Annotated in this window: 19 protein-coding genes and 1 riboswitch; of the genes, 14 read left to right on the forward strand and 5 right to left on the reverse strand. The window is 60.3% G+C overall.

Features of this window, described 5'->3' with window-relative positions:
* Positions 1–609: 609 nt before the first annotated feature.
* The 5 genes from ASB65_RS16780 to ASB65_RS16800 all read left to right on the forward strand — a co-directional run bounded on the left by ASB65_RS16780 (position 610) and on the right by ASB65_RS16800 (position 6,938).
* Positions 610–1,686, forward strand: coding sequence for an ABC transporter ATP-binding protein (locus ASB65_RS16780; RefSeq protein WP_060724752.1), 1,077 nt, complete (start codon positions 610–612; stop codon positions 1,684–1,686).
* A gap of 50 nt (positions 1,687–1,736) precedes the next feature.
* On the forward strand, positions 1,737–2,987 hold the full coding sequence (locus ASB65_RS16785; protein WP_060724753.1) for an ABC transporter substrate-binding protein: 1,251 nt from the start codon (positions 1,737–1,739) through the stop codon (positions 2,985–2,987).
* Positions 2,988–3,161: 174 nt separating this feature from the next.
* Positions 3,162–4,073: a carbohydrate ABC transporter permease gene (locus ASB65_RS16790; protein WP_060724754.1), complete on the forward strand. Its 912-nt coding sequence runs from the start codon at positions 3,162–3,164 to the stop codon at positions 4,071–4,073.
* Between the two features lie 4 nt (positions 4,074–4,077).
* Positions 4,078–4,932 (forward strand): carbohydrate ABC transporter permease, encoded by an 855-nt coding sequence (locus tag ASB65_RS16795; RefSeq protein WP_003506423.1) that lies wholly within the window; start codon positions 4,078–4,080, stop codon positions 4,930–4,932.
* 11 nt (positions 4,933–4,943) lie between these two features.
* The gene (locus tag ASB65_RS16800) at positions 4,944–6,938 is read left to right on the forward strand and encodes an alpha-glucosidase (RefSeq protein WP_060724755.1); all 1,995 of its coding nucleotides are present in this window, start codon (positions 4,944–4,946) and stop codon (positions 6,936–6,938) included.
* Positions 6,939–6,960: 22 nt separating this feature from the next.
* Here the strand turns inward: ASB65_RS16800 and ASB65_RS16805 are convergent, their stop codons facing one another.
* On the reverse strand, positions 6,961–8,250 hold the full coding sequence (locus ASB65_RS16805) for a pilus assembly protein TadG-related protein (protein ID WP_060724756.1): 1,290 nt from the start codon (positions 8,248–8,250) through the stop codon (positions 6,961–6,963).
* A 195-nt stretch (positions 8,251–8,445) separates the two neighbouring features.
* A riboswitch (TPP riboswitch) is annotated at positions 8,446–8,548 on the forward strand.
* 126 nt (positions 8,549–8,674) lie between these two features.
* Here ASB65_RS16805 and ASB65_RS16810 point away from each other — a divergent pair.
* The 5 genes from ASB65_RS16810 to thiD are packed head-to-tail and all read left to right on the forward strand — an operon-like array spanning position 8,675 to position 12,587.
* Complete coding sequence (locus ASB65_RS16810) at positions 8,675–9,460, forward strand: ABC transporter permease (RefSeq protein ID WP_060724757.1); 786 nt, start codon at positions 8,675–8,677, stop codon at positions 9,458–9,460.
* A complete protein-coding gene (locus tag ASB65_RS16815) occupies positions 9,457–10,407 on the forward strand; it encodes an ABC transporter substrate-binding protein (RefSeq protein WP_060724758.1) in 951 nt (316 codons plus the stop codon). Before ASB65_RS16810 ends, ASB65_RS16815 begins: the two co-directional genes overlap by 4 nt.
* The gene (locus ASB65_RS16820) at positions 10,404–11,144 is read left to right on the forward strand and encodes a hydroxyethylthiazole kinase (protein ID WP_060724759.1); all 741 of its coding nucleotides are present in this window, start codon (positions 10,404–10,406) and stop codon (positions 11,142–11,144) included. The genes ASB65_RS16815 and ASB65_RS16820 overlap by 4 nt, the downstream gene beginning before the upstream one ends.
* Positions 11,131–11,793 (forward strand): thiamine phosphate synthase, encoded by a 663-nt coding sequence (gene thiE, locus ASB65_RS16825; protein ID WP_060724760.1) that lies wholly within the window; start codon positions 11,131–11,133, stop codon positions 11,791–11,793. The genes ASB65_RS16820 and thiE overlap by 14 nt, the downstream gene beginning before the upstream one ends.
* Positions 11,790–12,587, forward strand: a complete 798-nt coding sequence (gene thiD, locus ASB65_RS16830; RefSeq protein ID WP_060724761.1) for a bifunctional hydroxymethylpyrimidine kinase/phosphomethylpyrimidine kinase — start codon at positions 11,790–11,792, stop codon at positions 12,585–12,587. Before thiE ends, thiD begins: the two co-directional genes overlap by 4 nt.
* Positions 12,588–12,791: 204 nt before the next feature.
* On the opposite strand, the gene ASB65_RS16835 is transcribed toward thiD, so the two are convergent.
* A complete protein-coding gene (locus tag ASB65_RS16835; protein WP_003500727.1) occupies positions 12,792–13,250 on the reverse strand; it encodes an Lrp/AsnC family transcriptional regulator in 459 nt (152 codons plus the stop codon).
* A gap of 126 nt (positions 13,251–13,376) precedes the next feature.
* Between ASB65_RS16835 and alr the strand changes: the two genes are divergently transcribed.
* On the forward strand, positions 13,377–14,543 hold the full coding sequence (gene alr, locus ASB65_RS16840; RefSeq protein ID WP_060724976.1) for an alanine racemase: 1,167 nt from the start codon (positions 13,377–13,379) through the stop codon (positions 14,541–14,543).
* A gap of 7 nt (positions 14,544–14,550) precedes the next feature.
* Complete coding sequence (locus ASB65_RS16845; protein WP_003506393.1) at positions 14,551–15,807, forward strand: D-amino acid dehydrogenase; 1,257 nt, start codon at positions 14,551–14,553, stop codon at positions 15,805–15,807.
* Between the two features lie 52 nt (positions 15,808–15,859).
* On the opposite strand, the gene ASB65_RS16850 is transcribed toward ASB65_RS16845, so the two are convergent.
* Complete coding sequence (locus tag ASB65_RS16850; protein WP_060724977.1) at positions 15,860–16,570, reverse strand: GntR family transcriptional regulator; 711 nt, start codon at positions 16,568–16,570, stop codon at positions 15,860–15,862.
* Between the two features lie 179 nt (positions 16,571–16,749).
* Between ASB65_RS16850 and ASB65_RS16855 the strand changes: the two genes are divergently transcribed.
* A complete protein-coding gene (locus ASB65_RS16855) occupies positions 16,750–17,241 on the forward strand; it encodes a BA14K family protein (RefSeq protein WP_003506390.1) in 492 nt (163 codons plus the stop codon).
* Positions 17,242–17,338: 97 nt separating this feature from the next.
* Here the strand turns inward: ASB65_RS16855 and ASB65_RS16860 are convergent, their stop codons facing one another.
* Together ASB65_RS16860 and ASB65_RS16865 are read right to left on the reverse strand one after the other, a co-directional pair.
* Complete coding sequence (locus ASB65_RS16860) at positions 17,339–18,703, reverse strand: sigma-54-dependent transcriptional regulator (protein WP_060724762.1); 1,365 nt, start codon at positions 18,701–18,703, stop codon at positions 17,339–17,341.
* Between the two features lies 1 nt (position 18,704).
* Positions 18,705–20,546 (reverse strand): sensor histidine kinase, encoded by a 1,842-nt coding sequence (locus tag ASB65_RS16865; RefSeq protein ID WP_060724763.1) that lies wholly within the window; start codon positions 20,544–20,546, stop codon positions 18,705–18,707.
* A 236-nt stretch (positions 20,547–20,782) separates the two neighbouring features.
* On the opposite strand from ASB65_RS16865, the gene ASB65_RS16870 reads away from it, so the two are divergent.
* Positions 20,783–22,129, forward strand: coding sequence for a dicarboxylate/amino acid:cation symporter (locus tag ASB65_RS16870; protein WP_060724764.1), 1,347 nt, complete (start codon positions 20,783–20,785; stop codon positions 22,127–22,129).
* The last annotated feature ends 37 nt before the right edge of the window (positions 22,130–22,166 follow it).

A 22,166-nucleotide genomic window follows, 5' to 3' on the forward strand; every position in this document is an offset into this window, starting at 1 on the left:
GGCGAGTGGAGTGCGATGTTATCGACCGGCAGTCCTTGCTGCGGCCCAGCGCGCCTTACAGCTTGCTGCCTCGCCCGGGGACCATCCTTCCGCGACGCGACAGTCGCGATGCGCGAACAGTCGCGCTTGGTGGGCGGCCACTCGCCAGATGTTCGGTCGACAGCACGCTACTACTCGAGGGGCTCGAAGCCGACATCTCCGTAATCCTCAATGCCGGTGTTTGAATGCGCAAACCTCTATGTCGCCATGACGCGAGGCTCAGGCCGCGTACTGATCTTGCGCAAATTTCGGGTGATCCACATGGATCAAAGAATTTGACGGGAGGCAAGCAAGCCACAGCCTGTCGTGCGGCTCATTTTGCAGTTATATTTCTTTTAATCAATGACTTAGTAGTTCTTGATTTTTGTTAGAAATAAAATTGATACACTATTGATTTCCTTTTCATGAAAGGTAATATCACGACCTCAGGGAGACAGGCGTTTCGCCATCCCACGATATCGCCAGACAATCGGGATCGATTTTCGAAGATGCGATGCGTGGAATTTGAAGGTTGATACCGGCTATTGCGTCCATTCAAATTCTGGAGGCGCCGGTCGTGAGGAGGAAAATATGGCTTCGGTCAGCCTGCGCAAGCTGGACAAGAGTTACGGTGCGCTTCGCATCGTCAAGGGCATCGACCTTGAAATCAACGATGGCGAATTCGTCGTGTTCGTCGGCCCTTCCGGCTGCGGCAAATCCACGACGCTGCGCATGGTCGCGGGGCTGGAAAGCATTACCGACGGCGAGGTGAGGATCGGCGACCGTGTCGTCAACCGGCTCCCGCCGCGTGAGCGCGACATCGCCATGGTGTTTCAGGACTATGCGCTTTATCCGCACAAGACGGTGCGCGAAAACATGGGTTTCAGCCTGAAGGTGCGCGGTGTCAGCGCATCGCAGGCCAATGCCAGCATTGACGAGGCGGCGAGGATGCTCGGCATCGAGCACCTTCTCGACCGGCGACCCGGCCAGCTCTCGGGCGGCCAGCGCCAGCGTGTGGCCATGGGCCGCGCCATCGTGCGCCGTCCGCAGGTCTTCCTGTTCGACGAGCCGCTTTCCAATCTGGATGCCAAGCTGCGCGGACAGGTGCGCACGGAAATCAAGCGTCTGCACCAGCAGCTCGGCACCACCATCATTTACGTCACCCACGACCAGGTGGAGGCCATGACGCTGGCGGACCGCATCGTCATCCTTCGCGGCGGCGATATCGAGCAGGTCGGCACACCTGACGAGGTCTATAACCGGCCGGAAAGCGTCTTCGTGGGAGGTTTCGTTGGCGCCCCGGCGATGAATTTCGCCCGTGCAAAGGTGAGCGGCGACCGGCTGGCATTTTCCGATGGCAATTCCCTGCCGATGGCCGCGATCCGGCCATCGCGCGAAACGGGCCTCGACGGGCGTGAAGTCATCGTCGGTATTCGCCCGGAACATTTCGGCCCCGTCGAGGGCTTCGACACGCAGCTTGCGGTCAAGGTGCAGGTTGTGGAACCGCTGGGCTCGGACACGCTCGTCCATTTCAGCCTTGGCGATGCGGCGCTGACCGCACGCATGCCGCCGCACCTTCGGCCGACGCCGAACGAGGAACTGCGGATCGGCGTCGATCCATCCAAGGTCCATCTTTTCGACGCGGCAACGGAACGCTCTATCCACTGATCGCCCGGCGAAAAACGCTGCGGCCAAGGGTTTAATAACGGGAGGAACACATGACATTCAAAGCTATCCGGGGCAAAGCCCTTATGGGTGCAGCGCTCTGCGCGACCATGCTCGCCTTTTCGGGACAGGCCTTTGCCGATGCCGAACTGAAAATCTTCGTTTCCAGCCAGCATCAGCCGGATGTGTGGCGCAAGGCGCTTGATCAATATGAGGCCAAGACGCCGGGTGTGAAGGTGGTCATCGAGACCGGCGGCAACACCTCGGAAATGCAGGCGCAATATCTCAACACCGTCATGTCGGCCAAGGATTCCAGCCTCGACGTGCTGATGCTCGACGTCATCCGCCCGGCACAGTTCGCCACGGCCGGCTGGACCAGCGATTTTGCCGGCAAGGACCTGTCCGCCTACCTGCCGACCTATGCGGAAGCCAACACGGTGGATGGCAAGATCGTGGCGCTGCCCGCCTTCGCCGATTCCATGTTCCTTTATTACCGCAAAGACCTGCTCGACAAATACGGCATCAAGTCGCCGACCACCTGGGACGAGCTGAAGGAAGCTTCCAAGAAGGTGATGGAAGGCGAAAACAACCCCGAACTTCAGGGCCTGTCCTTCCAGGGTAAGGCGATCGAAGGCGCGGTTTGCACCTTCCTCCTGCCCTACTGGAGCGAGGGCAAGTCCCTGGTTGAAAACGGCAAGCTGAATTTCGACAACAAGGCCGCCGTGGATTCGCTGAAGCTGTGGAAGAGCTTCGTCGACGAAGGCATTTCCAAGAAGAACATTTCGGAAGTGGCAACCGACGATACCCGCAAGGAATTCCAGGCCGGCAAGGTTCTCTTCGCCGTCAACTGGTCCTACGCCTGGACCCATTTCCAGGGCAAGGAATCGCAGGTGAACGACAAGGTCGGCGTCGCCCGCCTGCCCGCCGTCAAAGGCGGCGAGCAGACGACCTGCCTCGGCGGCTGGGAATTCGGCGTTTCCGCCTATTCCAAGCAGCAGGACGAAGCCAAGAAGCTGGTGGAGTATCTCTCGGGTCAGGATGTGTCGAAGTTCATGGCCATCAACGCCGCCCTTCTGCCCACCTATGCCGCACTCTACAAGGATGCGGACGTGACCAAGACGATCCCCTGGTTCGCGGATGCCCTGCCCGTCGTTGAGACCGCGAAGGCCCGCCCCGTCACGCCCCGTTACAACGAGGTCAGCGAGACGATCCGCACCACGGTCAATGGCGTGCTTGCCGGCGTGATGACGCCGGAAGACGGAGCAAAGCAGATGGAAAGCCGTCTGCGGCGCGTTCTGCGCTAAGCTTTGGGCCGGAAGGCGGCATGCAAACCATACCCTTTCCGGCCGTTTCGACTGACAGGAATAAAGCCGCCTGAACGGCGCGATAAACGGGCCGGATATAAACCGGTCCGATCGGGAGACGATGACGTGAATCCAGTTGCGGGAGTGGCAGACGTGACAATGCCTGATAGAACCATGGTTCGGGTGGACGAGAAACCGCAGCCGCGCTGGACGCGGTGGCTCGATCTCGGCGACCGGTCGCTGGCCGTGCTTCTGCTGGCGCCGGCGGCGATCCTGCTTTCGCTTATCATCGTTTATCCGGTGGCGCGGCTCGTCTACACCTCGTTTTTCAGCCTGTCGCTGACATCAGGCCTGCCGGCGGAATTCATCGGCTTTGAAAACTACACGGCGATGTTTGACGATCCAATCTTCTGGGAAACGACCTGGAATACGGTTCTGATAACGCTGATCACCGTGCCTGGCGCGCTGTTCATGGGCCTAGTGCTGGCGCTGCTCGCCAACCTCCCCTTCTCCATGCAGTGGCCGATGCGCCTGTCGCTGCTCATTCCCTGGGCGCTGCCGCTCTCTTTTGCCGGCCTCATCTTCGCATGGTTCTTCCATTACGAATATGGCGTGGTCAACGACGTTCTGAACCGGCTCGGCTTTGAAGGCATCATCTGGTTCAACTCGCCGAACTGGGCCTTTGCGGCCATCTGCCTGACGATCATCTGGAAAACTTCGTCGTTCATGGCGCTGATGATCCTCGCCGGCCTTCAGACCATTCCACGCTCGCTCTATGAAGCGGCTGATGTGGATGGCGCCGGCAAGGTCCGCCAGTTCTTCGAAATCACCCTGCCGCTTCTCAAGCCCTCGATCGTCGTCGCCCTCATCTTCCGTACGATCACAGCGCTGCAGACCTTTGATATTCCTTACATGATGACTGGCGGCGGCCCCGGCACGTCCACCACAACGCTTGCCATGTATATCCACCAGAACACCGTTTCCTTCCTTGATCTCGGTTACGGTTCAGCGCTGGCGGTCATGATGTTTGCGCTCTCCATGTGCGTTACCGCCGTTTATCTCCGCATCATCAGGACGAAGGACTGATCCCATGAGCACCGTTGCAAATTCCGGTCTGTCCTCCGTCTTTTCCGGCAAGCCGCTGCGCTTCATCGCGGCCTCCATCCTGCTGGTCAACGGCCTCTTCCCGGCAATCTGGATCCTCTTCACCTCGCTGAAGACCGAAGCGGAACTGACGGTCAAGCCGATCACGTGGTTTCCGCATAGCCCGACGCTTGCGAACTACATGCAGGCCTTCTCAGACCAGCCGCTGCACCTCTTCCTGTTCAACAGCTTCATGGTGGCCCTGCTCTCCACGGCGCTCACCATTCTGATTTCGGTGCTGGCGGCTTATGCGCTGGCGCGGCTGAACCTCAAATACCGGGCGCTGATCCTCTCACTCATCATCGCCGTTTCCACCTTCCCGCTGGTGACGCTCTTGGTGCCGCTGTTCGAAATCATGCGCGCGCTGAACCTGCTCAACAGCTGGACGGCACTGATTCTGCCTTACACGGTCCTTTCTCTTCCGGTCTGCACGCTGATGCTCGTCTCTTTCTTCGAAAGCATTCCGCGCGATCTCGAAAACGCCGCCATGATCGACGGCTGCACCCGCATCGGCGCACTCTTCAAGGTCGTCGTGCCGCTCTGCGCGCCGGGCGTTTTCACCGCCGGCATCCTCGCCTTCGTCAATGCCTGGGATGAGTTCCTGCTGGCACTCTCGTTCAACTCGAACCCAGCGCTCCGCACGCTTCCCGTCGGCATCCAGCTGTATCAGGGCGAGTTCGCCTTCCCCTGGCCGGTCATTTCGGCGGCGCTGGTGGTCGGCATCGTGCCGGTCGCGATCCTGATCGTTATCTTCCAGGAACGGGTTGTCTCGGGCCTCACCGCCGGTGGTCTCAAGGGCTAAAAGGTTAAGTCATGCATTTCGAAACGACCAAAGACGGCTTCACACTCGCGATCGGCAACCGCACCATCCTTTCCCATTCGTCTGATAATCCGGCCTTCTTCGCCGGTTTCGGCAAGGAGCGGATGGATATGTATCGCGGCAATTTCGATATCGAAGACTATGTCATCGAGCGAACCGCCCTGCGCCATGCGGAGGTCAACGGCGACAGCGTCACGCTCTCATCCTCACCGGGACAGGCACCGCGCCTTCGCCTGACGCTCGACGGCAACGCTATCAGGCTGACGGCTCTAGATGAAACCGTCAACCGCCTCTGGCTGCGCATCGTTGCGGAAGCGGACGAGCATGTCTGGGGCGGCGGCGAGCAGATGTCCTATTTCGACATGCGCGGCCGTCGTTTCCCGCTCTGGACCTCCGAGCCGGGGGTCGGCCGCGACAAGACAACCGAAATCACCTTCAAGTCTGACGTCAGCGGCAAGGCGGGCGGTGATTATTACAACACCAACTATCCGCAGCCGACCTGGCTCTCGTCGCGCAAATATGCGCTGCATGTGGAAACGAGCGCCTATTCGGTCTTCGATTTCCGCGATGACGATTTCCACGAAATCGAAATCTGGGCCATCCCCGAAAGGATCGAGTTTTTCCCCGGCGACAATTTCACCGATATCGTTTCCGCGCTTTCGCTACGGTTCGGGCGTCAGCCGCAACTGCCGGAATGGGTCTATAACGGTGCGATCATCGGGTTAAAGGACGGCGCCAACTCCTTTGCCCGGCTGGAGAAAATCCGCGCCGCCGGAACGAAGGTTTCCGGCCTCTGGTGCGAGGATTGGGTGGGTCTTCGCCAGACATCCTTTGGTGCCCGCCTGTTCTGGGACTGGCAGGCGAATGATACGCGCTATCCGCATCTGCGCCAGAAGATCGCCGAGCTTGCCGATCAGGGCATCCGCTTCCTGGGTTACGTGAACCCCTATCTCTGCGTCGACGGCCCGCTTTTCCCGGTCGCCGAAAAGTCTGGTTATTTCGCCACCGACGCCGAGGGAAAAACGGCGCTGGTGGATTTCGGCGAGTTCGATTGCGGTGTGGTCGATTTCACCAATCCGGCCGCGGCCGACTGGTTCGCCGAAGAGATCATCGGCAGGAATATGCTGGATTTCGGCCTTTCCGGCTGGATGGCCGATTTCGGCGAATACCTGCCGATCGATATCACGCTTTCCAATGGCGTCGACGCCAAGCTGATGCACAATGCCTGGCCCACTCTCTGGGCCGAGGTCAATGCGAAGGCCGTCGAGAGCCGTGGCAAGACCGGCGAAGCGCTGTTCTTCATGCGGGCCGGCTTCACGGGCGTGCAAGCCCATTGCCCGCTGATCTGGGGCGGCGACCAGTCTGTCGACTTCTCCCGTCACGACGGCCTGGTCACCGTCATCTGCGGCGCGCTTTCCTCCGGCCTCATGGGCAATGCCTATCACCACTCGGACATCGGAGGGTACACCAGCCTGTTCGGCAATGTCAGGACCGCTGAACTCATCATGCGCTGGACGGAGATGGCCGCCTTCACGCCGGTCATGCGCACCCATGAGGGCAACCGCCCGCGCGACAATCTGCAGATCGATCAGGATGAGGCGGTTCTTACCCATTTTGCCCGCATGACATCCATCTATGTCGCGCTCGCCCCCTATCTGAAGTCGCTCTCCGCCGAGGCTGCAGAGTCGGGCCTGCCGGTGCAACGCCCCCTCTTCCTGCATTATGAGGATGACCGGCAGACCTACGAAATTCAGGACTGCTACCTCTACGGGGCGGACATGCTTGTCGCACCGGTCTGGAAAGCCGGAGAAACGCAACGTTCGCTCTATCTTCCGGGCGACGGCGAATGGGTGCATCTGTGGAGCGACACGCATTATCGCGGCGGGCGAGACATTACCGTCGAAGCGCCGCTCGGCGAGCCGGCGATATTCTACCGTGCCGATAGCAGCCAGCGGCAGCTGTTTGAAAAACTTCGCACCATCGGCTGAACGATAGCGGGTTCGTTCTCCATCACCCCGTCAGGCGGGGTGATGTGATGGCCTTTTTAAAGAGGGCGGTCATCGCCTCGCTGATGCCCTGCGACGGGCTGACTTCGAAGAACAGTCCCGGAGAAGCACATTGCTGCATGCGTGCGCCGATTTCCGGCTGAAAGGGCGCGATCCAGCTATTGTACCAGTCATTGGTCGGCAGCGGCAGATAGGTGGTGTAGAGCACGGCGATCCGGAAGCCCTTTTCCTTTAGCTTCGTGCAATATTTGATATCGATCGGCTCCTGACAGCGGCCGCTGGTCGTCTTTTTGGTGCAGCTGGATGGCTTGTAGCTATCGCCGACACCGTCTGAAACGAAGAAGATAATCTTCTCGGGGCTGGCCGAACTCGCTCCGGTGCCAGAATTGCCGATCTTGTCGCCGATCTGAGTGAGTGCCCGGTCGAAATCCGTCTGCTGGTCGTTGTTAAATCCCTGCTTTGGGATCGACATCAGGTCGACTTCACCGGCTTTCTTCTTCGCGGTCGCCAGGTCCGACGTCAAGGGAACGACCTCGAGCAGCTTCGTATCTTCGGCTTTCTCTCCGAAAGTGTAGACCGCCATGCGATATTGATTGCTGCTTTTGCGGTTGGACTTCGCCGTGTCCATAAGGCTCGCCGTGGCCTTTGCGACCACATTGATGCGCGTCGTCACTCCGAGGCTTTTGGCCTTGTAATAATAGCTGTTCTTGTCCACCACCCCGTTTGTCACGATGTGACAGGCGAAAGCGCATTTGTCGCTCGTATTCGCAACCATGGTGGCGACATCGGCCGGCGTGGCACCAACGCCCATCGAGGGGGTGTTATCCAGAAGCACATAGAAGTCGCTGAATGTTTCCGTCTCGTATTTGGCGGTCGCCTTGCCCGAAACAGTGATGAGATCCTCTCCGAGGACCCGTGAAAGCGTCGTGCCGATGGATGCCTTGAAGCTGACCGACGATTCGATGGCGTTACCGCGCTTGATCACCGACACGTCGAGAGACAGGAGCTTGTAGTCGGGATTGGCCCTCTCATTGCTTTCGAAGAATGCGGAAGCCTCATCGCCGCCAAGCGTAATGACGCCGTCACTCGACATTTCCTTTGCCTTGTGAACGCTCGCCGACGTATCGGCAACCACCGCGAGCGCCGCAGCATCCGCCGCCATCTGCAGGTCTGATTTGACGGCCATGCCGTGCGTCACATCAAGGGCCACCCCGGCGGCGCCAATCAGCGGCACCATCAACAAGGCGCTGAGAATGCCGAAATTTCCCGATTTATCCTGCCAGAAGTTCTTCAAATTCGCCCCCGAAAATCTTTCCCGGGGCCAAATTAGTCGTACAATATTGAAAGGCAGTTTCAAGAGATAACTAATTTTCGATAAATCTAATTTCCTCAATAACTAATACGCAGATGGATACGGGTACCCGCGATCGCGCCTGACGACGGATCGGCGGCGGGACGTTGACATTTATGAAACTTGACTTACAAAACAAACTCTTCCGAGGGGAGCACCGGACGGTGCTGAGATGGCGTTGAGCCGGACCCTTGAACCTGATCCGGGTCATGCCGGCGTAGGAACGGAACTGTCGCGCCCGAGGGGCGCTGCCCTTTCTCTTCTCCGCTTTGCCCTGATCTCCGTGATTGTCACATCTGGAGACGAATGATGATGCTGAAACGTTCCGCCCTTCGCACACGGTGCGTTTGCGTCTGAGGTCCGGCCCATGCGTGCCACCCATGCGCTGAACGGTGTCGGTCTTCTGCTGTTTTTCTGGCAGGCGGGGACGTGGCTATTTTCGCCACCCCGTTATATCCTGCCGTCGCCCGCCGATGGTGCCGGCGCTTTCCTGCGCCAGCCCGGCTTCCTGTTCGGACAGGCTCTGGTACCCTTCAGCGAAATGGCGCTCGGACTTGCGGCGGGAATCACCGCCGGCCTCCTCGTCGCCCTCACCCTTGCCGCCATCCCGCGCCCCGGCCGCCTCGTCTGGCCCCTGGTTCTGGTGTTGCAGGCCTTTCCGGTGTTCGTGCTCGCCCCCATTCTCGTCCTCTGGTTCGGTTTCGGCATGGCCTCGAAAGTGGTCATGACGGCGATCATCATCTTCTTTCCGGTCGCGTCCTCCTTCACTGACGGCCTCAACCGCACGGAGCGCGCCATCCTCGACGCCGCTTCGCTGACAAAGGCGAGCCACTGGCAGGTCCTCACCCGGTTGCGTGTGCCGCTGGCGCTCCCGTCGCTGATCTCGGGCTTGAGAGTGGCGGCACCGCTAGCCCCGCTGGGCGCCGTCATCGGCGAATGGGTGGGCGCATCCGCAGGGCTCGGATTTGTGATGATCCAGTCCAATGCCCGCATGCAGACCGACACCATGTTCGCCGCCATGGCCATTCTCGCGGTCATGGCGGTGCTGCTGCGGCTTATCGTCGATCTCTCGACAGCCCATCTCGCCCCCTGGGCCAAAGAAACAGAACACACCACTCCTTTCAGATATTTGCGGAGACTTTCGGCACCATGAAACGAACTCTTCTTTCCCTCGTCGTCGCGGCTGCAAGCGTGCTTGCGCCCATGCAATCCCAGGCGGCCGACAAGCTCACCGTTTTGCTCGAATGGTTCGTGAATCCGGATCACGCGCCGATGGTGATTGCAAAAGAACGCGACCTGTTTGCCGATGCCGGGCTGGAGGTGGAACTGGTTCCGCCCGCAGACCCCTCCGCCGTGCCGCGTCTCGTCTCGGCAAAACAGGCCGATATCGGCGTGCATTACCAGCCGAACCTCTATCTCGACCACGACGCCGGCCTGCCACTCGTGCGTTTCGGCACGCTGGTCGAAACGCCCCTCAATACCGTCACCGTTCTCGCCGATGGGCCGATCAAGAGCCTGAAGGATCTGAAGGGCAAAAAGGTCGGCTTTTCCGTATCCGGCTTCGAAGATGCCATGCTGAAGCGCATGCTGGAAAAGGACGGGCTGACGAAGGATGATGTCGAACTCATCAACGTCAATTTTTCGCTCTCGCCGTCGCTGATCGCTGGCAAGGTGGATGCCACGCTTGGCGGTTTCCGCAATTTCGAGCTGACGCAGATGAAGCTCGAGGGACATGAGGGCCGCTCCTTCTTTCCCGAGGAACATGGCGTTCCGGCCTATGACGAACTGATCTTCGTCCCCCATCGCGATCTCGTAAAGGACAGCCGCCTGCCGCGTTTCCTCTCCGCCGTGGAACAGGCCGCGATCTTCATCACCAACCACCCGCAGGAAGCCTGGCAGCTTTTCATCAAGGCCTATCCGAACCTTGATGACGCGCTGAACAAGCAGGCCTTCTTCGACACGCTGCCGCGTTTCGCCAAGCGCCCGGCCGCATTCGACCGCACCCGCTATGCCCGTTTCGGCGCCTTCATGCAGGAGATGCAGCTGATCAAGCAGGCGCCGGCGGCGGACGACATCGCCGTGGAGCTGCAACAGCCATGACGACGACTTATCCGACAGCGGCAAAGGCCGCCGAAATTCTGGAGCGCGTGCGGCAGACGCGCCCGCGCGTGCATTGCCTGATGAACACCGTGGTGCAGAAATTCACCGCAGATGGCATCACCGTCGTCGGCGGAATTCCTTCCATGACCACCTCGCTCGAGGAAATCGAGAGCTTCGTGGCCAAGGCGGATGCACTGACCGTCAATCTCGGCACACTGGATGCCGAACGGCGCAAGGTCATCCGGCTTGCGATAGAGATCGCCAATGCCTCCGGCAAGCCGTGGATCGTCGACCCCGTGCATTGCGATTATTCACCGTCGCGACTGGAGTTCGCGCGCGAACTCATCGCACTTTCCCCGACGATCGTGCGCGGCAATCACGCCGAAATGAGCCTGATCGGCGATGTGCCTGATGTGGTGAGAATCGAGACCGGGCCTGTGGATCACCTCAGCGACACGACCCGCAGCGTCAGGATCGTCAACGGCCATCCGTGGATGGCGAAGGTGACTGGCACGGGTTGCCTCTCGGGCGGCGTCATCGCCGCCTTCATGGCGGGGGAAAAAGACGCGCTGACGGCGGCGGCCCCCGCCCTTGCCGTGACAGGCGTTTCCGCCGAACTCGCCGCCAGACACGCCGGAGGCCCCGGCACATTTGAACCGGCACTTCTGGATGCGCTTTCCGAAATTTCCGGTGAGGACATCATCAATCGCGCGAGGATCGGGCATGAACAAGGTTGATTACCGCCTCAACGCGCTGGTCGACGCAAGCCTTAGCGATGTCGCACCGCTGCCGGAGCTTGCTCTCGCCGCCGCACTCAACGGCGCGACCATTCTGCAATATCGCGACAAGCACGGCTCTACGCGGGAAATGATCGAAAACGCCCGCGCCATTCACGAGGCCATCGCCGGCACCGGCGTGCCGCTTGTCATCAACGACCGTGTGGATGTGGCGCTCGCTTCTGGCGCGGACGGGGTGCATCTCGGCGCCGACGACATGGATGCAAAGACCGCAAGGCGCATTCTCGGTGAAAAGGCGATCATCGGCCTTACCGTCAAGAACCGTGCCGATGCCGAACGGGCAGCTTCCATGCCCGTCGACTATGCCTGCATTGGCGGCGTGTTCGAAACCGTTTCCAAGGTCAATCCGGACAAGCCCGTTGGCATCGACGGTTTTGCGACGCTACGCGCCCTTTTGAGGGAATGGCGACCTGATATGCCGGTGGGCGCCATCGCCGGCATCGATCTTGCGCGTGTACCGTCCGTCATCAAGGCGGGTGCGGATGGTGTCGCGGTCATTTCCGCCATTTTCCACGCGGGCGATATTGCCAGTGCAGCCAAGGACTTCCGCTCCGCAATTGACGCAACGCTGAAAGCAAGACAACCATGACATCAATTGCATTGACCATTGCCGGCTCCGACAGCGGCGGCGGCGCGGGCATTCAGGCTGATATCAAGACCTTTTCAGCGCTTGATACCTATGCGGCCAGCGTCATCACCGCCATAACCGCCCAGAACACCAGAGGCGTGACCGCGGTGGAGGATATTTCCGTGGCCACCATCGTCGCGCAGATGGACGCGGTTTTCTCCGATCTTGCCGTCAATGCGGTGAAGATCGGCATGGTATCGCGGATCGAAACCATCGCCGCCATCGCCGAACGGCTTCGGCAGCAATCACAGCCGGTGGTGCTGGATCCCGTCATGGTGGCGACGTCAGGCGACCGTTTGCTGCATGAAGATGCCATCGAGACATTGCGGCGCGAGCTTCTGCCGCTCGCCACCATCGTCACGCCGAACCTGCCGGAAGCGGCGTTGCTGACCGGCACGCAGATGGGCACCACGGAGAAGGAGATTACCCGTCAGGCCGATGCAATCCTGAAGGCGGGTGCGAAAGCGGTGCTCATCAAGGGCGGCCATGGTGAGGGGCCGCAGAGCACGGATTATCTGTTTGCGGACGGCGCCATGCAGGCGCTTTCCGTGGCACGGGTGGAGACGAAGAATGACCACGGGACGGGGTGCACGCTGGCGGCGGCGATCACGGCTTATCTTGCCAGGGGTTGTGAGTTGCGGGAAGCGGTGGGGCTTGCGAAGGAGTATCTGAGCGGGGCGCTCGATGCCGGGCGGGGGCTTGCCGTTGGACATGGGCGGGGGCCGGTGCATCATTTTTATCGGTGGTGGCGTTAGTGCAGAGTGCGGGGCTTACCCCCTCTGTCCTGCCGGACATCTCCCCCTCAAGGGGGGAGATCGACAAGTGGCTGGCCCACGACATTCAGTGACGCCACTTTATTGATAGTAGATGATTGCGAGGGAACAAGCGGTGGCTCCATCCGATCTCCCCCTTGAGGGGGAGATGTCCGACAGGACAGGGGGGAAGCCCTACACTCCACGCTACCGCGCCTTCGGCGTCGCCAACACATTCCGGATCGCAAAACTCGAATGAATGCGCGAAACCCCCGGCAGTTTCGACAGAATTTCCTTGTGAATACGCTCGAAATCCCCCGCACTTTCCGCCTCGCAGCGCAGAAAATAATCCGAGCCGCCCGTCATCAGATAACATTCGCGGATTTCCGGATATCGCCGCACTGCGTTTTCGAAACGGTTGAGAAAATCCTCCGTTTGCCGATCCAGCGTGATCTGCACGATGACCGAAATCACCTCGCCGCCGGCAAGACCGCTGGTCAGTGCCGTGTACCCGCGAATAATCCCTTCCCGCTCGAGAATATCGACACGGCGAAGGCAGGCGGATGCCGAAAGTCCGACCTCTGCAGCAAGCTTGGCATTGCTGATGCGGGCATTGAGCCGAAGCAGACGGATGATATGGCGGTCGGTCGCATCGAGGGACGACATAGAAAATTCCAATTAGCAAAAGAAAATTGCGTGATTACGAACTCTATCGCATTTCCTTCGAACAATCGCCAAGAAATTCGATAATCGTTGCAATACCCTCATGAGATAAAAATGAGGGTGAGCGACATGGATATGCAGATCAGCCGCCAGCAGGCAGCCGGTGGTGCAAGCGGCCATCTGACCATCGATCTCGGCGCATTGCGCGACAATTATCTGGCGCTTGCGGCGATGGCGCCAGCATCGCAGACGGCAGCGGTCGTCAAGGCCGATGCATATGGTCTCGGCGCGGATATCGTCTCGCAGGTCCTGTTCGAGGCGGGTTGCCGCAATTTCTTCGTCGCCCATATCGATGAAGCGCTAGCGCTCAGGCTCCGACTTTCGGCAGAAGCGCGGATTTTTGTTCTCAATGGTCTTCAGCCCGTCAATGAGCCCTCCTGTGCCGCCATGGCCGTTACTCCCGTTCTGAACTCGCTGGAGCAGATCGCTCAATGGTCGGCTCACGCCAAGAAGCTTGGCAAAAGACTTGCCGCCGCCGTGCAGATCGATACCGGCATGTGCCGTCTCGGCCTTTCCCCCGAAGAGCTTGAAGTCCTCGCCTCACAGCCGCAATTGCTTGATGGTATCGACATCGCCTTCGTCATGAGCCACCTCGCCTGCGCCGATGAACCGGACCATGCCTCCAATGCCACGCAGCTTTCGGTGATGCGCAAAGCTGCCATTGCTTTCCCTGATGTACCGGTCTGTTTTTCCAACTCCGGCGGCATCTTTCTGGGCAATGATTACCACAATCATCTCCTGCGCCCCGGCATCGCGCTTTATGGCGGCGCGCCCTCTTTTGCCCGCCCCAACCCGATGAAGCCGGTCGTTCGTCTTGACCTCGCCGTCATCCAGCCCCGCACTGTTCCAGCCGGTTCGCTGGTCGGTTACGGCGGATCTTTCGAGGCGCCCGGTCCGACGCAGCTTGCGACAATCGCGGCCGGTTACGCTGATGGCCTGCCGCGTTCGCTCAGCAATCGCGGCGCGGCGTGGTATAACGGCGTGCGCCTGCCGATTGCGGGCCGCGTTTCGATGGACAGCATTATTCTCGACATATCCGCCCTGCCCGAAGACGCATTGACGCAGGGCAGTCTCGTGCAGATGATCGGGCCAGACCAGACGCTGGAAGACATCGCCGACGATGCGGGCACGATCGCCTATGAGATCCTGACAGGCCTCGGACGCCGTTATCGCCGCAGTTACATTCAGCCGGGTGAAACCCCGGCCATTGCTTCAACATCAGTCAATCACAAGTGAGACGATCATGAACGTCACTATCCTCGGAGCCGGAGTCGTCGGCGTGACCTCCGCCTGGTATCTGGCCAAAGCCGGACACAAGGTGACTGTGATCGACCGCCAGCCGGCCGCAGCGCTGGAAACCAGCTTCGCCAACGCCGGTGAGGTTTCCCCCGGTTATTCCTCACCCTGGGCTGCCCCCGGCATTCCGATGAAGGCGATGAAATGGCTGTTCATGAAACACGCGCCGCTGATCATCCGCCCGACGGCCGACCCGGCCGCCTGGCGCTGGATGAGCCAGATGCTGCGCAACTGCACCTCGGCACGTTATGCCATCAACAAGAGCCGCATGGTGCGCGTCGCCGAATATAGCCGCGATTGCCTGATGGCCCTGCGTGAAGAGACCGGCATCGAATATGACCAGCGCATGCAGGGCACGCTCGAAGTATTCCGTACCCAGAAGCAGTTCGACGCCATCGGCAAGGATGTCGACGTGCTGACGGCGGGCGGCGTGCCTTTCGAGATTCTCGACCGCGACGGCTGCGCCGCCATCGAACCCGGCCTCGCGCCGGCGAAGGAGAAGATCGTGGGCGGCCTGCGCCTGCCGGGCGACGAAACCGGCGATTGCTTCATGTTCACGACTGAACTTGCCCGCATGGCCGAAGAAGCCGGCGTTACCTTCCTCTACGATACCGGCATCATGCGCCCCATCGTTGAAGCGGGACGTGTCAAGGCGGTGGAAACCACCCGGGGACTGGTGGAGGCTGACATTTTCGTCGCCGCACTCGGCAGCTATTCTCCGCAATTCCTGCGGCAGCTTGGCCTTACTCTGCCGGTTTATCCGGTGAAGGGGTATTCCATCACGGTTCCGATCGTAAAGGAGGAGCGCGCGCCCGTCTCCACGGTCATGGACGAGACCTTCAAGGTGGCTATCACCCGGCTTGGCTCACGCATCCGCGCCGGCGGCATGGCTGAAATCGCCGGCTTTAGCAAGGATTTGCCGGCAGCGCGGCAGGAAACACTGGCTCATTCGGTGGAAGACCTGTTCGGCGGCGCTGGCGATCAGACCCAGGCGAAGTTCTGGTGCGGCCTGCGCCCAATGACGCCAGACGGTACGCCTGTCATCGGCGCCACCCGCTACAGCAATCTTTATCTCAATACCGGCCACGGTACGCTCGGCTGGACAATGTCCTGCGGCTCCGCACGGGTGCTTGCCGATCTCATCAGCGGGAACAAGCCGGAGATCGACACCCACGATCTGGCGATCAGCCGTTACGCCGCCTGACACGCGATTAATCCGCGCATCCCCGCCCCTCTAGACGGGGATGCGCGGTCAATCAGAGCGCCAGCGCATCCTTCAGTGCCAGGCCTTCCATCATGCGCAGATCAAGGTCGGCCTCAATGTGGTCAAGATGCTGCAACATCAGCGCGCGGGCCTTCGCCGTATCTTTCGCCTCAAGCGCGTCCAAGAGATCGGCGTGATCATTGTGGCCGCAGCTTGAAACACCCGAGCGGCCGTAAAGCGCGATCACCAGCGACGAGCGGGCGACCAGCTCGTCCATGAATTTTTCCAGAATGGCATTGCCGGCAAGCGAGGCCAGCATCAGGTGGAAATCGCCCGATGCCTTGATTTCCGCGCGTCTGGCGCTCGGGCCGCGCTCATGCTGATGACGGCTTTCCTGCACCAGATGCTCCCGCAGCCGCTTGGCTGCCGCCGGCGTGATTTTCTCGATGGCGGCATCGACGACACCGGGTTCGATCAGCCGGCGCGAGGCGAACACCTGCCGCGCTTCATCCGGTGTGGGATTGGAAACGAAGGCGCCGCGGTTGCGCTCAGCCTTCACCAGCCCCTCATAGGCCAGCATCTGAAGTGCCGCGCGCACTACCGTGCGGCTGACATCGAACAGCGTACCCACTTCCGATTCCGACAGTTTGGTTCCCGGCGCAAGCCGACGGTCGACAATGGCGTCACGCAGCGTATCGCGAATGGCCTGGGCACGGTCTTCATGCGAGGTGTCGGAATTGACGGTTATCTGGGAAAGGCTCATCGGGGCGTCCTGTTTGTTCTTGAGTTCTAGCGCGAAGTGCGGCGCACGCAAACAGGAATTGCGGGCAGCCGCCGGTCCGCCACAATTCATTCAGCGCCCGTTCAGCAGCCGGGCTGTATTTCCTTAACCATCGAATTTGCAACTGGCAGCACCCTGCCACCTGTACGGAAGAACACACCATGTCGTCCTTTGCAGCTAAAACAGTTCTGACAATTGCTGTCGCCGCCGCTACCATTGTTCCCTTGAGCAGCGCATCCGCTGGCGACTGGGACCGCCGCGACCGTCGCGATGCTGCCATTCTGGGTGGCGTACTCGGTCTTGCCGCTGGTGTCGCCGTCGGCTCCGCAATGTCCCGCCCGGCGCCGGTGGATGATGAGCGTGTCTATATCGACCCGCCCCGCCGCTATGAGCCGAGCTATGTCGATGAAGAGCCGGACTATCGCTACTATCGGCCCCAGCCGCAGCCTGTTTATCGCCCCGCTCCGGTCTACCGCCCGCAACCTGTCTATGACAGCCGCCCGGTTTACGGCCAGCGCGCCACCTATCGCACCATCGAGCCATGGACCAACGCCTGGTACGACTATTGCTCGCAGCGTTACCGGAGCTTCAATTCCCGCACCGGGACCTATACGGATTATGACGGCCAGCGTCATTTCTGCGTAGCGGGTTGATCAAGCCGACCTTCGGCACAATTATGGTCGTTATTGTCAGGCCGCGGACGGAAACGTCCGCGGCTTTTCATCATGCGTCAACCGGCCCCGCGCCGGCTCACGCCGCGCCGCTCTTCACATAATCCGCCCGGTTGATGCCGTGGCGTTGCAGCTTGTCGTAAAAGGTCTTGCGGGCGATGCCGAGCGTGGCGATGGTTTCCGCCACGTCGCCATTCGATTGTTCCAGCGTTTCGCGGATGATGCGCGCTTCGATCTCATCCATGCGCTCCGGCAAGGTGCCGGAGGCGGGGAGCGCGGATTGCAATGCAGGCGCTCCCGCTGATTCCGCCTCCAACCCAAGCACCACCCTTTCGGCGAAATGCCCGAGTTCGCGCACATTGCCCGGCCAGTCATGATCATTGAGGCGGCGGGAAATGCCCGAGCTGATCTGCGGCACCGGCATGTTGAAACGGTTGGCGGCCTTGGTGACGAAATGGGAGAACAGCAGCGGAATATCCGCCTTGCGTTCGCGCAGCGGCGGAATGGACAGCGTCACCACATTCAGCCGGTAATAGAGGTCCTCGCGAAACGTGCCACGTTCGGACGGATCGCCAAGATCGACCTTGGCCGCCGCCACCACGCGAATATCGACCGGCCGCTCCTCGTTCGACCCGAGTGGCGAGACCTCGCGCATTTCCAGCACACGCAGCATCTTCACCTGCACCGCAAGCGGCATGCTTTCTATCTCATCCAGAAACAGGGTGCCGCCGCTCGAATGTTCGATGCGGCCGACGCGTTTTTTCTGCGCGCCGGTAAAAGCTCCCGGTTCATGGCCGAAAAGCTCGCTTTCAATCACCGTTTCCGGCAGCGCCCCACAATTGAGCGCCACGAAATTACCTTTCGAGCGTTTCTTGCTCCAGCGGTGAAGGGCCGTTGCCACCACTTCCTTGCCGCTGCCGGTCTCGCCAGCCACCAGCACATCCACGTCGGTATCGGCAATGTGCCGAAGCGTGGTGCGCAGGCGCTCCATGGCGGGCGGCTGACCCATCCGCGGCAGATCATCTTCCGCCCGTCCCCCCGCCCGGCGAAGGGCGCGATTTTCCAGCACCAGCCGGCGCATTTCCACAGCCCGGCGGGCACTTTCCACCATGCGCCCGGCAGGAAATGGCTTGGCGATAAAATCATAAGCGCCGTTGTGAAGCGCATCGACGGCCATCGGCACATCGCCATGCCCTGTGATGAGGATGACAGGCAGATCGGCATCGATCTTGCGGACATGGTCGAAAAACTCTAGCCCGGTCATGCCCGGCATGCGCACATCGGTGATGACGACGCCGTCGAAATCCTCGTTCAAGGCCTCAAGCGCCTGTTCTGCGCGAGAAAACGAAGTAACCGGCAATCCATCGAGTTCCAGCGTCTGCACCATCGCCTTGCGCAGCTGGGAGTCGTCGTCCACCAGGAATATGGTTCCGTCCACCGTCATGTCATGCTCGCTTCAGAAATACGGAAAAACGAGTACCCGCCTCGCTGCTATCCACCTCGATACGCCCGCCATAGTCAGAAGCAATATCGTTGGAGATGACGAGACCGAGGCCGAGGCCGCTTTCCTTTGATGTGTTGAAGGGCGAAAAAAGCTGCGCGCGGATGGCTTCAGGAATGCCCGTGCCGTTGTCGCTGACGGAAAGCACGACCATGTCACCTTCTTCGCGCACACGCACCTCGACACGGGCCGCCCCAATCTCCTCGGTGGCTTCCAGCGCGTTTTGCAGAAGGTTGATGAGGATCTGCTCCAGCCGGATACGGCTGCCGAGCACTTTCAGGTCCTGATCCGGCAACACGATATCCAGTGCATCCATCTGTCCGGAAAAGCGGCTGCGCAACAGCATGACCGCGCCTTCGATGACCAAGCGAACGCTGACAGGCTCGGCGGCGGTGCGACCCTTGCGGGCCAATATTTTCAGATCGCCGGTAATGGTGCCGATACGCTCGGTCAACGCCGCGATGTTTTCGAGATTTTCGGTGGCCTCAGACATGCGGTCGCGTTTCAGCAGCGTGCGGGCATTGTCGGCAAAGGCGCGGATCGTCGCCACCGGCTGATTGATCTCGTGCGCCACACCCGCCGCCACCTGCCCCAGAATGGAAAGGCGGTTGGCCTGAACCAGCTCGTGCTGCACATTACGCAACTCGCCGGTGGTTTTTTCATGCAGGGCGATTTCGGCCTGCAGGTGATCGCGGGTTCTGGTCAGGTCGCGGGTGCGTTCCTGCACCTTCATTTCCAGCTCAGTGCGGGCACGCTGTTCCTCTTCCTTTTCCTTAAGCGCCTTGTGCCGGCGCCACAGCCACAGGGCCGAAAGCGCCATCAGCGGCATCAGCGTCGCCAACGCCACCACCCTGCCCTCGCGGATTGTGGCGTTCAGCGCCGGCGCCACGGGCTGCAGATAATGCAGGGTCCATGAAGTGGTCGGAACCGGCATTTCGAGTTGCAGGTAGTCGCCGCGCTCGCTCCCCGGTTCATCAACATGAATAAGCGGAACGCTGTCGCTCGAGCGCCGCGCCGTCCGAAATGGCAAGGTTGAAAGCGCCTCATTGCCAAATTGCAGGCTCTCGGAAATGATTTTCCGCTGCGCCTCATCAATCGGCGCGACGGTCCTGAAGCGCCATTCCGGCACGCTGGTCATCAGCACGACGCCGTTTCTGTCGACCACATAGACCGGTTTGCCTCCGATGTTCCAGTCGGTCTCCAGCCGGTTGAACTCGACCTTGGCGATGACGACGCCAAGCGGCCGCCCGTCGGCGGAATCGATACGGCGGGAGATATAAAGACCCGGCCGGCGGCTGACATTGCCAAGCGCATAATGTTCGGACATGCCGGTCTTCATCGCCGCCTGGAAATATTCGCGAAAAGCATAATTGGAGCCGACAAAGCTGTCCGCCTGCCGCCAATTGCTCGACGCAATGGTCAATCCGGTCGGCCCGGTCACATAGATCACCGAGGATTGCGTACCTTCAATAAGCCCCTCCAGCTTGCGGTTCAGCCGATCGAGGGCAGGAGCACCACCACCATCCAGCGCAGCGGCAAGATCGGGATCTCCTGACAGGACCAGCGGAATGGCGCGCGGCCGCTCCAGCGCAACATTAAGAAGCGCGATCTTCAATTCGGCATCCGTGGCGGCCTCGGAACCCGCCGCCCGCAGTGCCTGGTTGCGGGCGAACTCATCGGCCACCAGCAGAACACCAAGACTGACGAGCAGCCACAGACCCGCCAGCGCCAGCCATTGCGCCCGCCGTTTCGCCTGGGAATGAGGTGTCTGATCCTGATAGGTCATGGGATAATTGTGCGGATTTACGCACAGATCGCAAGAGATTTTGTCCGGAATTCCGCACAAATGCCCTTGAGCCGGCGAAGCTTCAATAAAAACTACTTTTGAAATCAGCTGGTTACGGCAAATAAGCAAGTCTGGCATGCGTATTGCACATGACTCCACAATCGGCACGAAGCCGTCAACGACACGGCGATCCCGGGAGGCCAATAAAGGCAGGGTGAGGCCGAGGAGGAAAAAACATGATCGATACGACAGCCGTGGCCGCAGGCCACGCCAAAATGCCATTTTACAAGCACCTGTATTTTCAGGTTCTGGTGGCCATCATCGCCGGTATCGCGCTCGGCCATTTCTATCCGGCTTTCGGCGAACAGCTGAAACCGCTCGGCGACGGCTTCATCCGCCTCGTCAAGATGATCATCGCTCCCGTCATCTTCCTCACCGTCGCGACCGGCATCGCCGGCATGAACGACATGAAGAAGGTTGGCCGCGTAGCCGGCAAGGCCATGATCTACTTCCTGGTCTTCTCCACGCTCGCGCTCATCGTTGGCCTCATCGTCGCCAACACCGTGCAGCCGGGCGCCGGCATGAACATCGATCCCGCCACGCTGGATGCCAAGGCCGTCGCGACCTACGCCGACAAGGCCCATGAGCAGACCATCACCGGATTCCTGATGAACATCATCCCGACCACCATCGTCGGCGCGTTCGCCAGCGGCGATATTCTGCAGGTGCTGTTCTTCTCGGTGCTCTTCGGCATCGCGCTCGGCGTCGTCGGCGAAAAGGGCAAGCCCGTCACCGATTTCATGCATGCCCTGATGTATCCGATCTTCAAGCTGGTCGCGATCCTGATGAAGGCCGCCCCCATCGGCGCTTTTGGCGCGATGGCCTTCACCATCGGCAAATACGGCATCTCGTCCGTTACCAACCTCGCCATGCTGATCGGCACCTTCTACATCACGTCCGCATTGTTCGTGTTCGTGGTTCTCGGCGCCGTCTGCCGCTATAACGGCTTCTCGATCGTCGCGCTCATCCGCTACATCAAGGAAGAACTGCTTCTTGTTCTCGGCACCTCTTCTTCGGAAGCCGCCCTGCCGGGCCTGATGAGCAAGATGGAAAAGGCGGGCTGCAAGCGTTCCGTCGTCGGCCTCGTCATTCCCACCGGTTATTCGTTCAACCTCGATGGCACCAACATCTACATGACGCTGGCGGCGCTCTTCATCGCACAGGCAACCGGTATCCACCTCTCCTTCGGTGAACAGATCCTCCTGCTGCTCGTTGCCATGCTCTCGTCCAAGGGTGCGGCCGGCATCACCGGCGCTGGCTTCATCACGCTCGCAGCCACGCTCTCCGTCGTGCCTTCGGTTCCAGTTGCCGGCATGGCGCTGATCCTCGGCATCGACCGCTTCATGTCGGAATGCCGTGCGCTCACCAACTTCGTCGGCAATGCGGTCGCCACCATCGTCGTCGCCCGCTGGGAAGGCGAACTGGATCAGGACCAGCTTGCCCGCGTTCTGAGCGGCAAGGAAGAGTTCACCGGCATCGCCGATGTGGATTCGCTTCCGGCATCGGTCCAGCCGGCCGAATAATACGACCTCCCAAGGTCCGGCCTGTCCCGGTTTTTCC

The organism is Agrobacterium tumefaciens str. B6 (genome assembly GCF_001541315.1).
GTDB lineage: Bacteria > Pseudomonadota > Alphaproteobacteria > Rhizobiales > Rhizobiaceae > Agrobacterium > Agrobacterium radiobacter.

Coding starts and splice junctions, on each gene's coding strand:
- ASB65_RS16780 (WP_060724752.1), top strand. CDS start 610: ATGGCTTCGGTCAGCCTGCGCAAGCTGGACAAGAGTTACGGTGCGCTT.
- ASB65_RS16785 (WP_060724753.1), top strand. CDS start 1,737: ATGACATTCAAAGCTATCCGGGGCAAAGCCCTTATGGGTGCAGCGCTC.
- ASB65_RS16790 (WP_060724754.1), top strand. CDS start 3,162: ATGGTTCGGGTGGACGAGAAACCGCAGCCGCGCTGGACGCGGTGGCTC.
- ASB65_RS16795 (WP_003506423.1), top strand. CDS start 4,078: ATGAGCACCGTTGCAAATTCCGGTCTGTCCTCCGTCTTTTCCGGCAAG.
- ASB65_RS16800 (WP_060724755.1), top strand. CDS start 4,944: ATGCATTTCGAAACGACCAAAGACGGCTTCACACTCGCGATCGGCAAC.
- ASB65_RS16810 (WP_060724757.1), top strand. CDS start 8,675: ATGCGTGCCACCCATGCGCTGAACGGTGTCGGTCTTCTGCTGTTTTTC.
- ASB65_RS16815 (WP_060724758.1), top strand. CDS start 9,457: ATGAAACGAACTCTTCTTTCCCTCGTCGTCGCGGCTGCAAGCGTGCTT.
- ASB65_RS16820 (WP_060724759.1), top strand. CDS start 10,404: ATGACGACGACTTATCCGACAGCGGCAAAGGCCGCCGAAATTCTGGAG.
- thiE (WP_060724760.1), top strand. CDS start 11,131: ATGAACAAGGTTGATTACCGCCTCAACGCGCTGGTCGACGCAAGCCTT.
- thiD (WP_060724761.1), top strand. CDS start 11,790: ATGACATCAATTGCATTGACCATTGCCGGCTCCGACAGCGGCGGCGGC.
- ASB65_RS16835 (WP_003500727.1), bottom strand. CDS start 13,250: ATGTCGTCCCTCGATGCGACCGACCGCCATATCATCCGTCTGCTTCGG.
- alr (WP_060724976.1), top strand. CDS start 13,377: ATGGATATGCAGATCAGCCGCCAGCAGGCAGCCGGTGGTGCAAGCGGC.
- ASB65_RS16845 (WP_003506393.1), top strand. CDS start 14,551: ATGAACGTCACTATCCTCGGAGCCGGAGTCGTCGGCGTGACCTCCGCC.
- ASB65_RS16850 (WP_060724977.1), bottom strand. CDS start 16,570: ATGAGCCTTTCCCAGATAACCGTCAATTCCGACACCTCGCATGAAGAC.
- ASB65_RS16855 (WP_003506390.1), top strand. CDS start 16,750: ATGTCGTCCTTTGCAGCTAAAACAGTTCTGACAATTGCTGTCGCCGCC.
- ASB65_RS16860 (WP_060724762.1), bottom strand. CDS start 18,703: ATGACGGTGGACGGAACCATATTCCTGGTGGACGACGACTCCCAGCTG.
- ASB65_RS16865 (WP_060724763.1), bottom strand. CDS start 20,546: ATGACCTATCAGGATCAGACACCTCATTCCCAGGCGAAACGGCGGGCG.
- ASB65_RS16870 (WP_060724764.1), top strand. CDS start 20,783: ATGATCGATACGACAGCCGTGGCCGCAGGCCACGCCAAAATGCCATTT.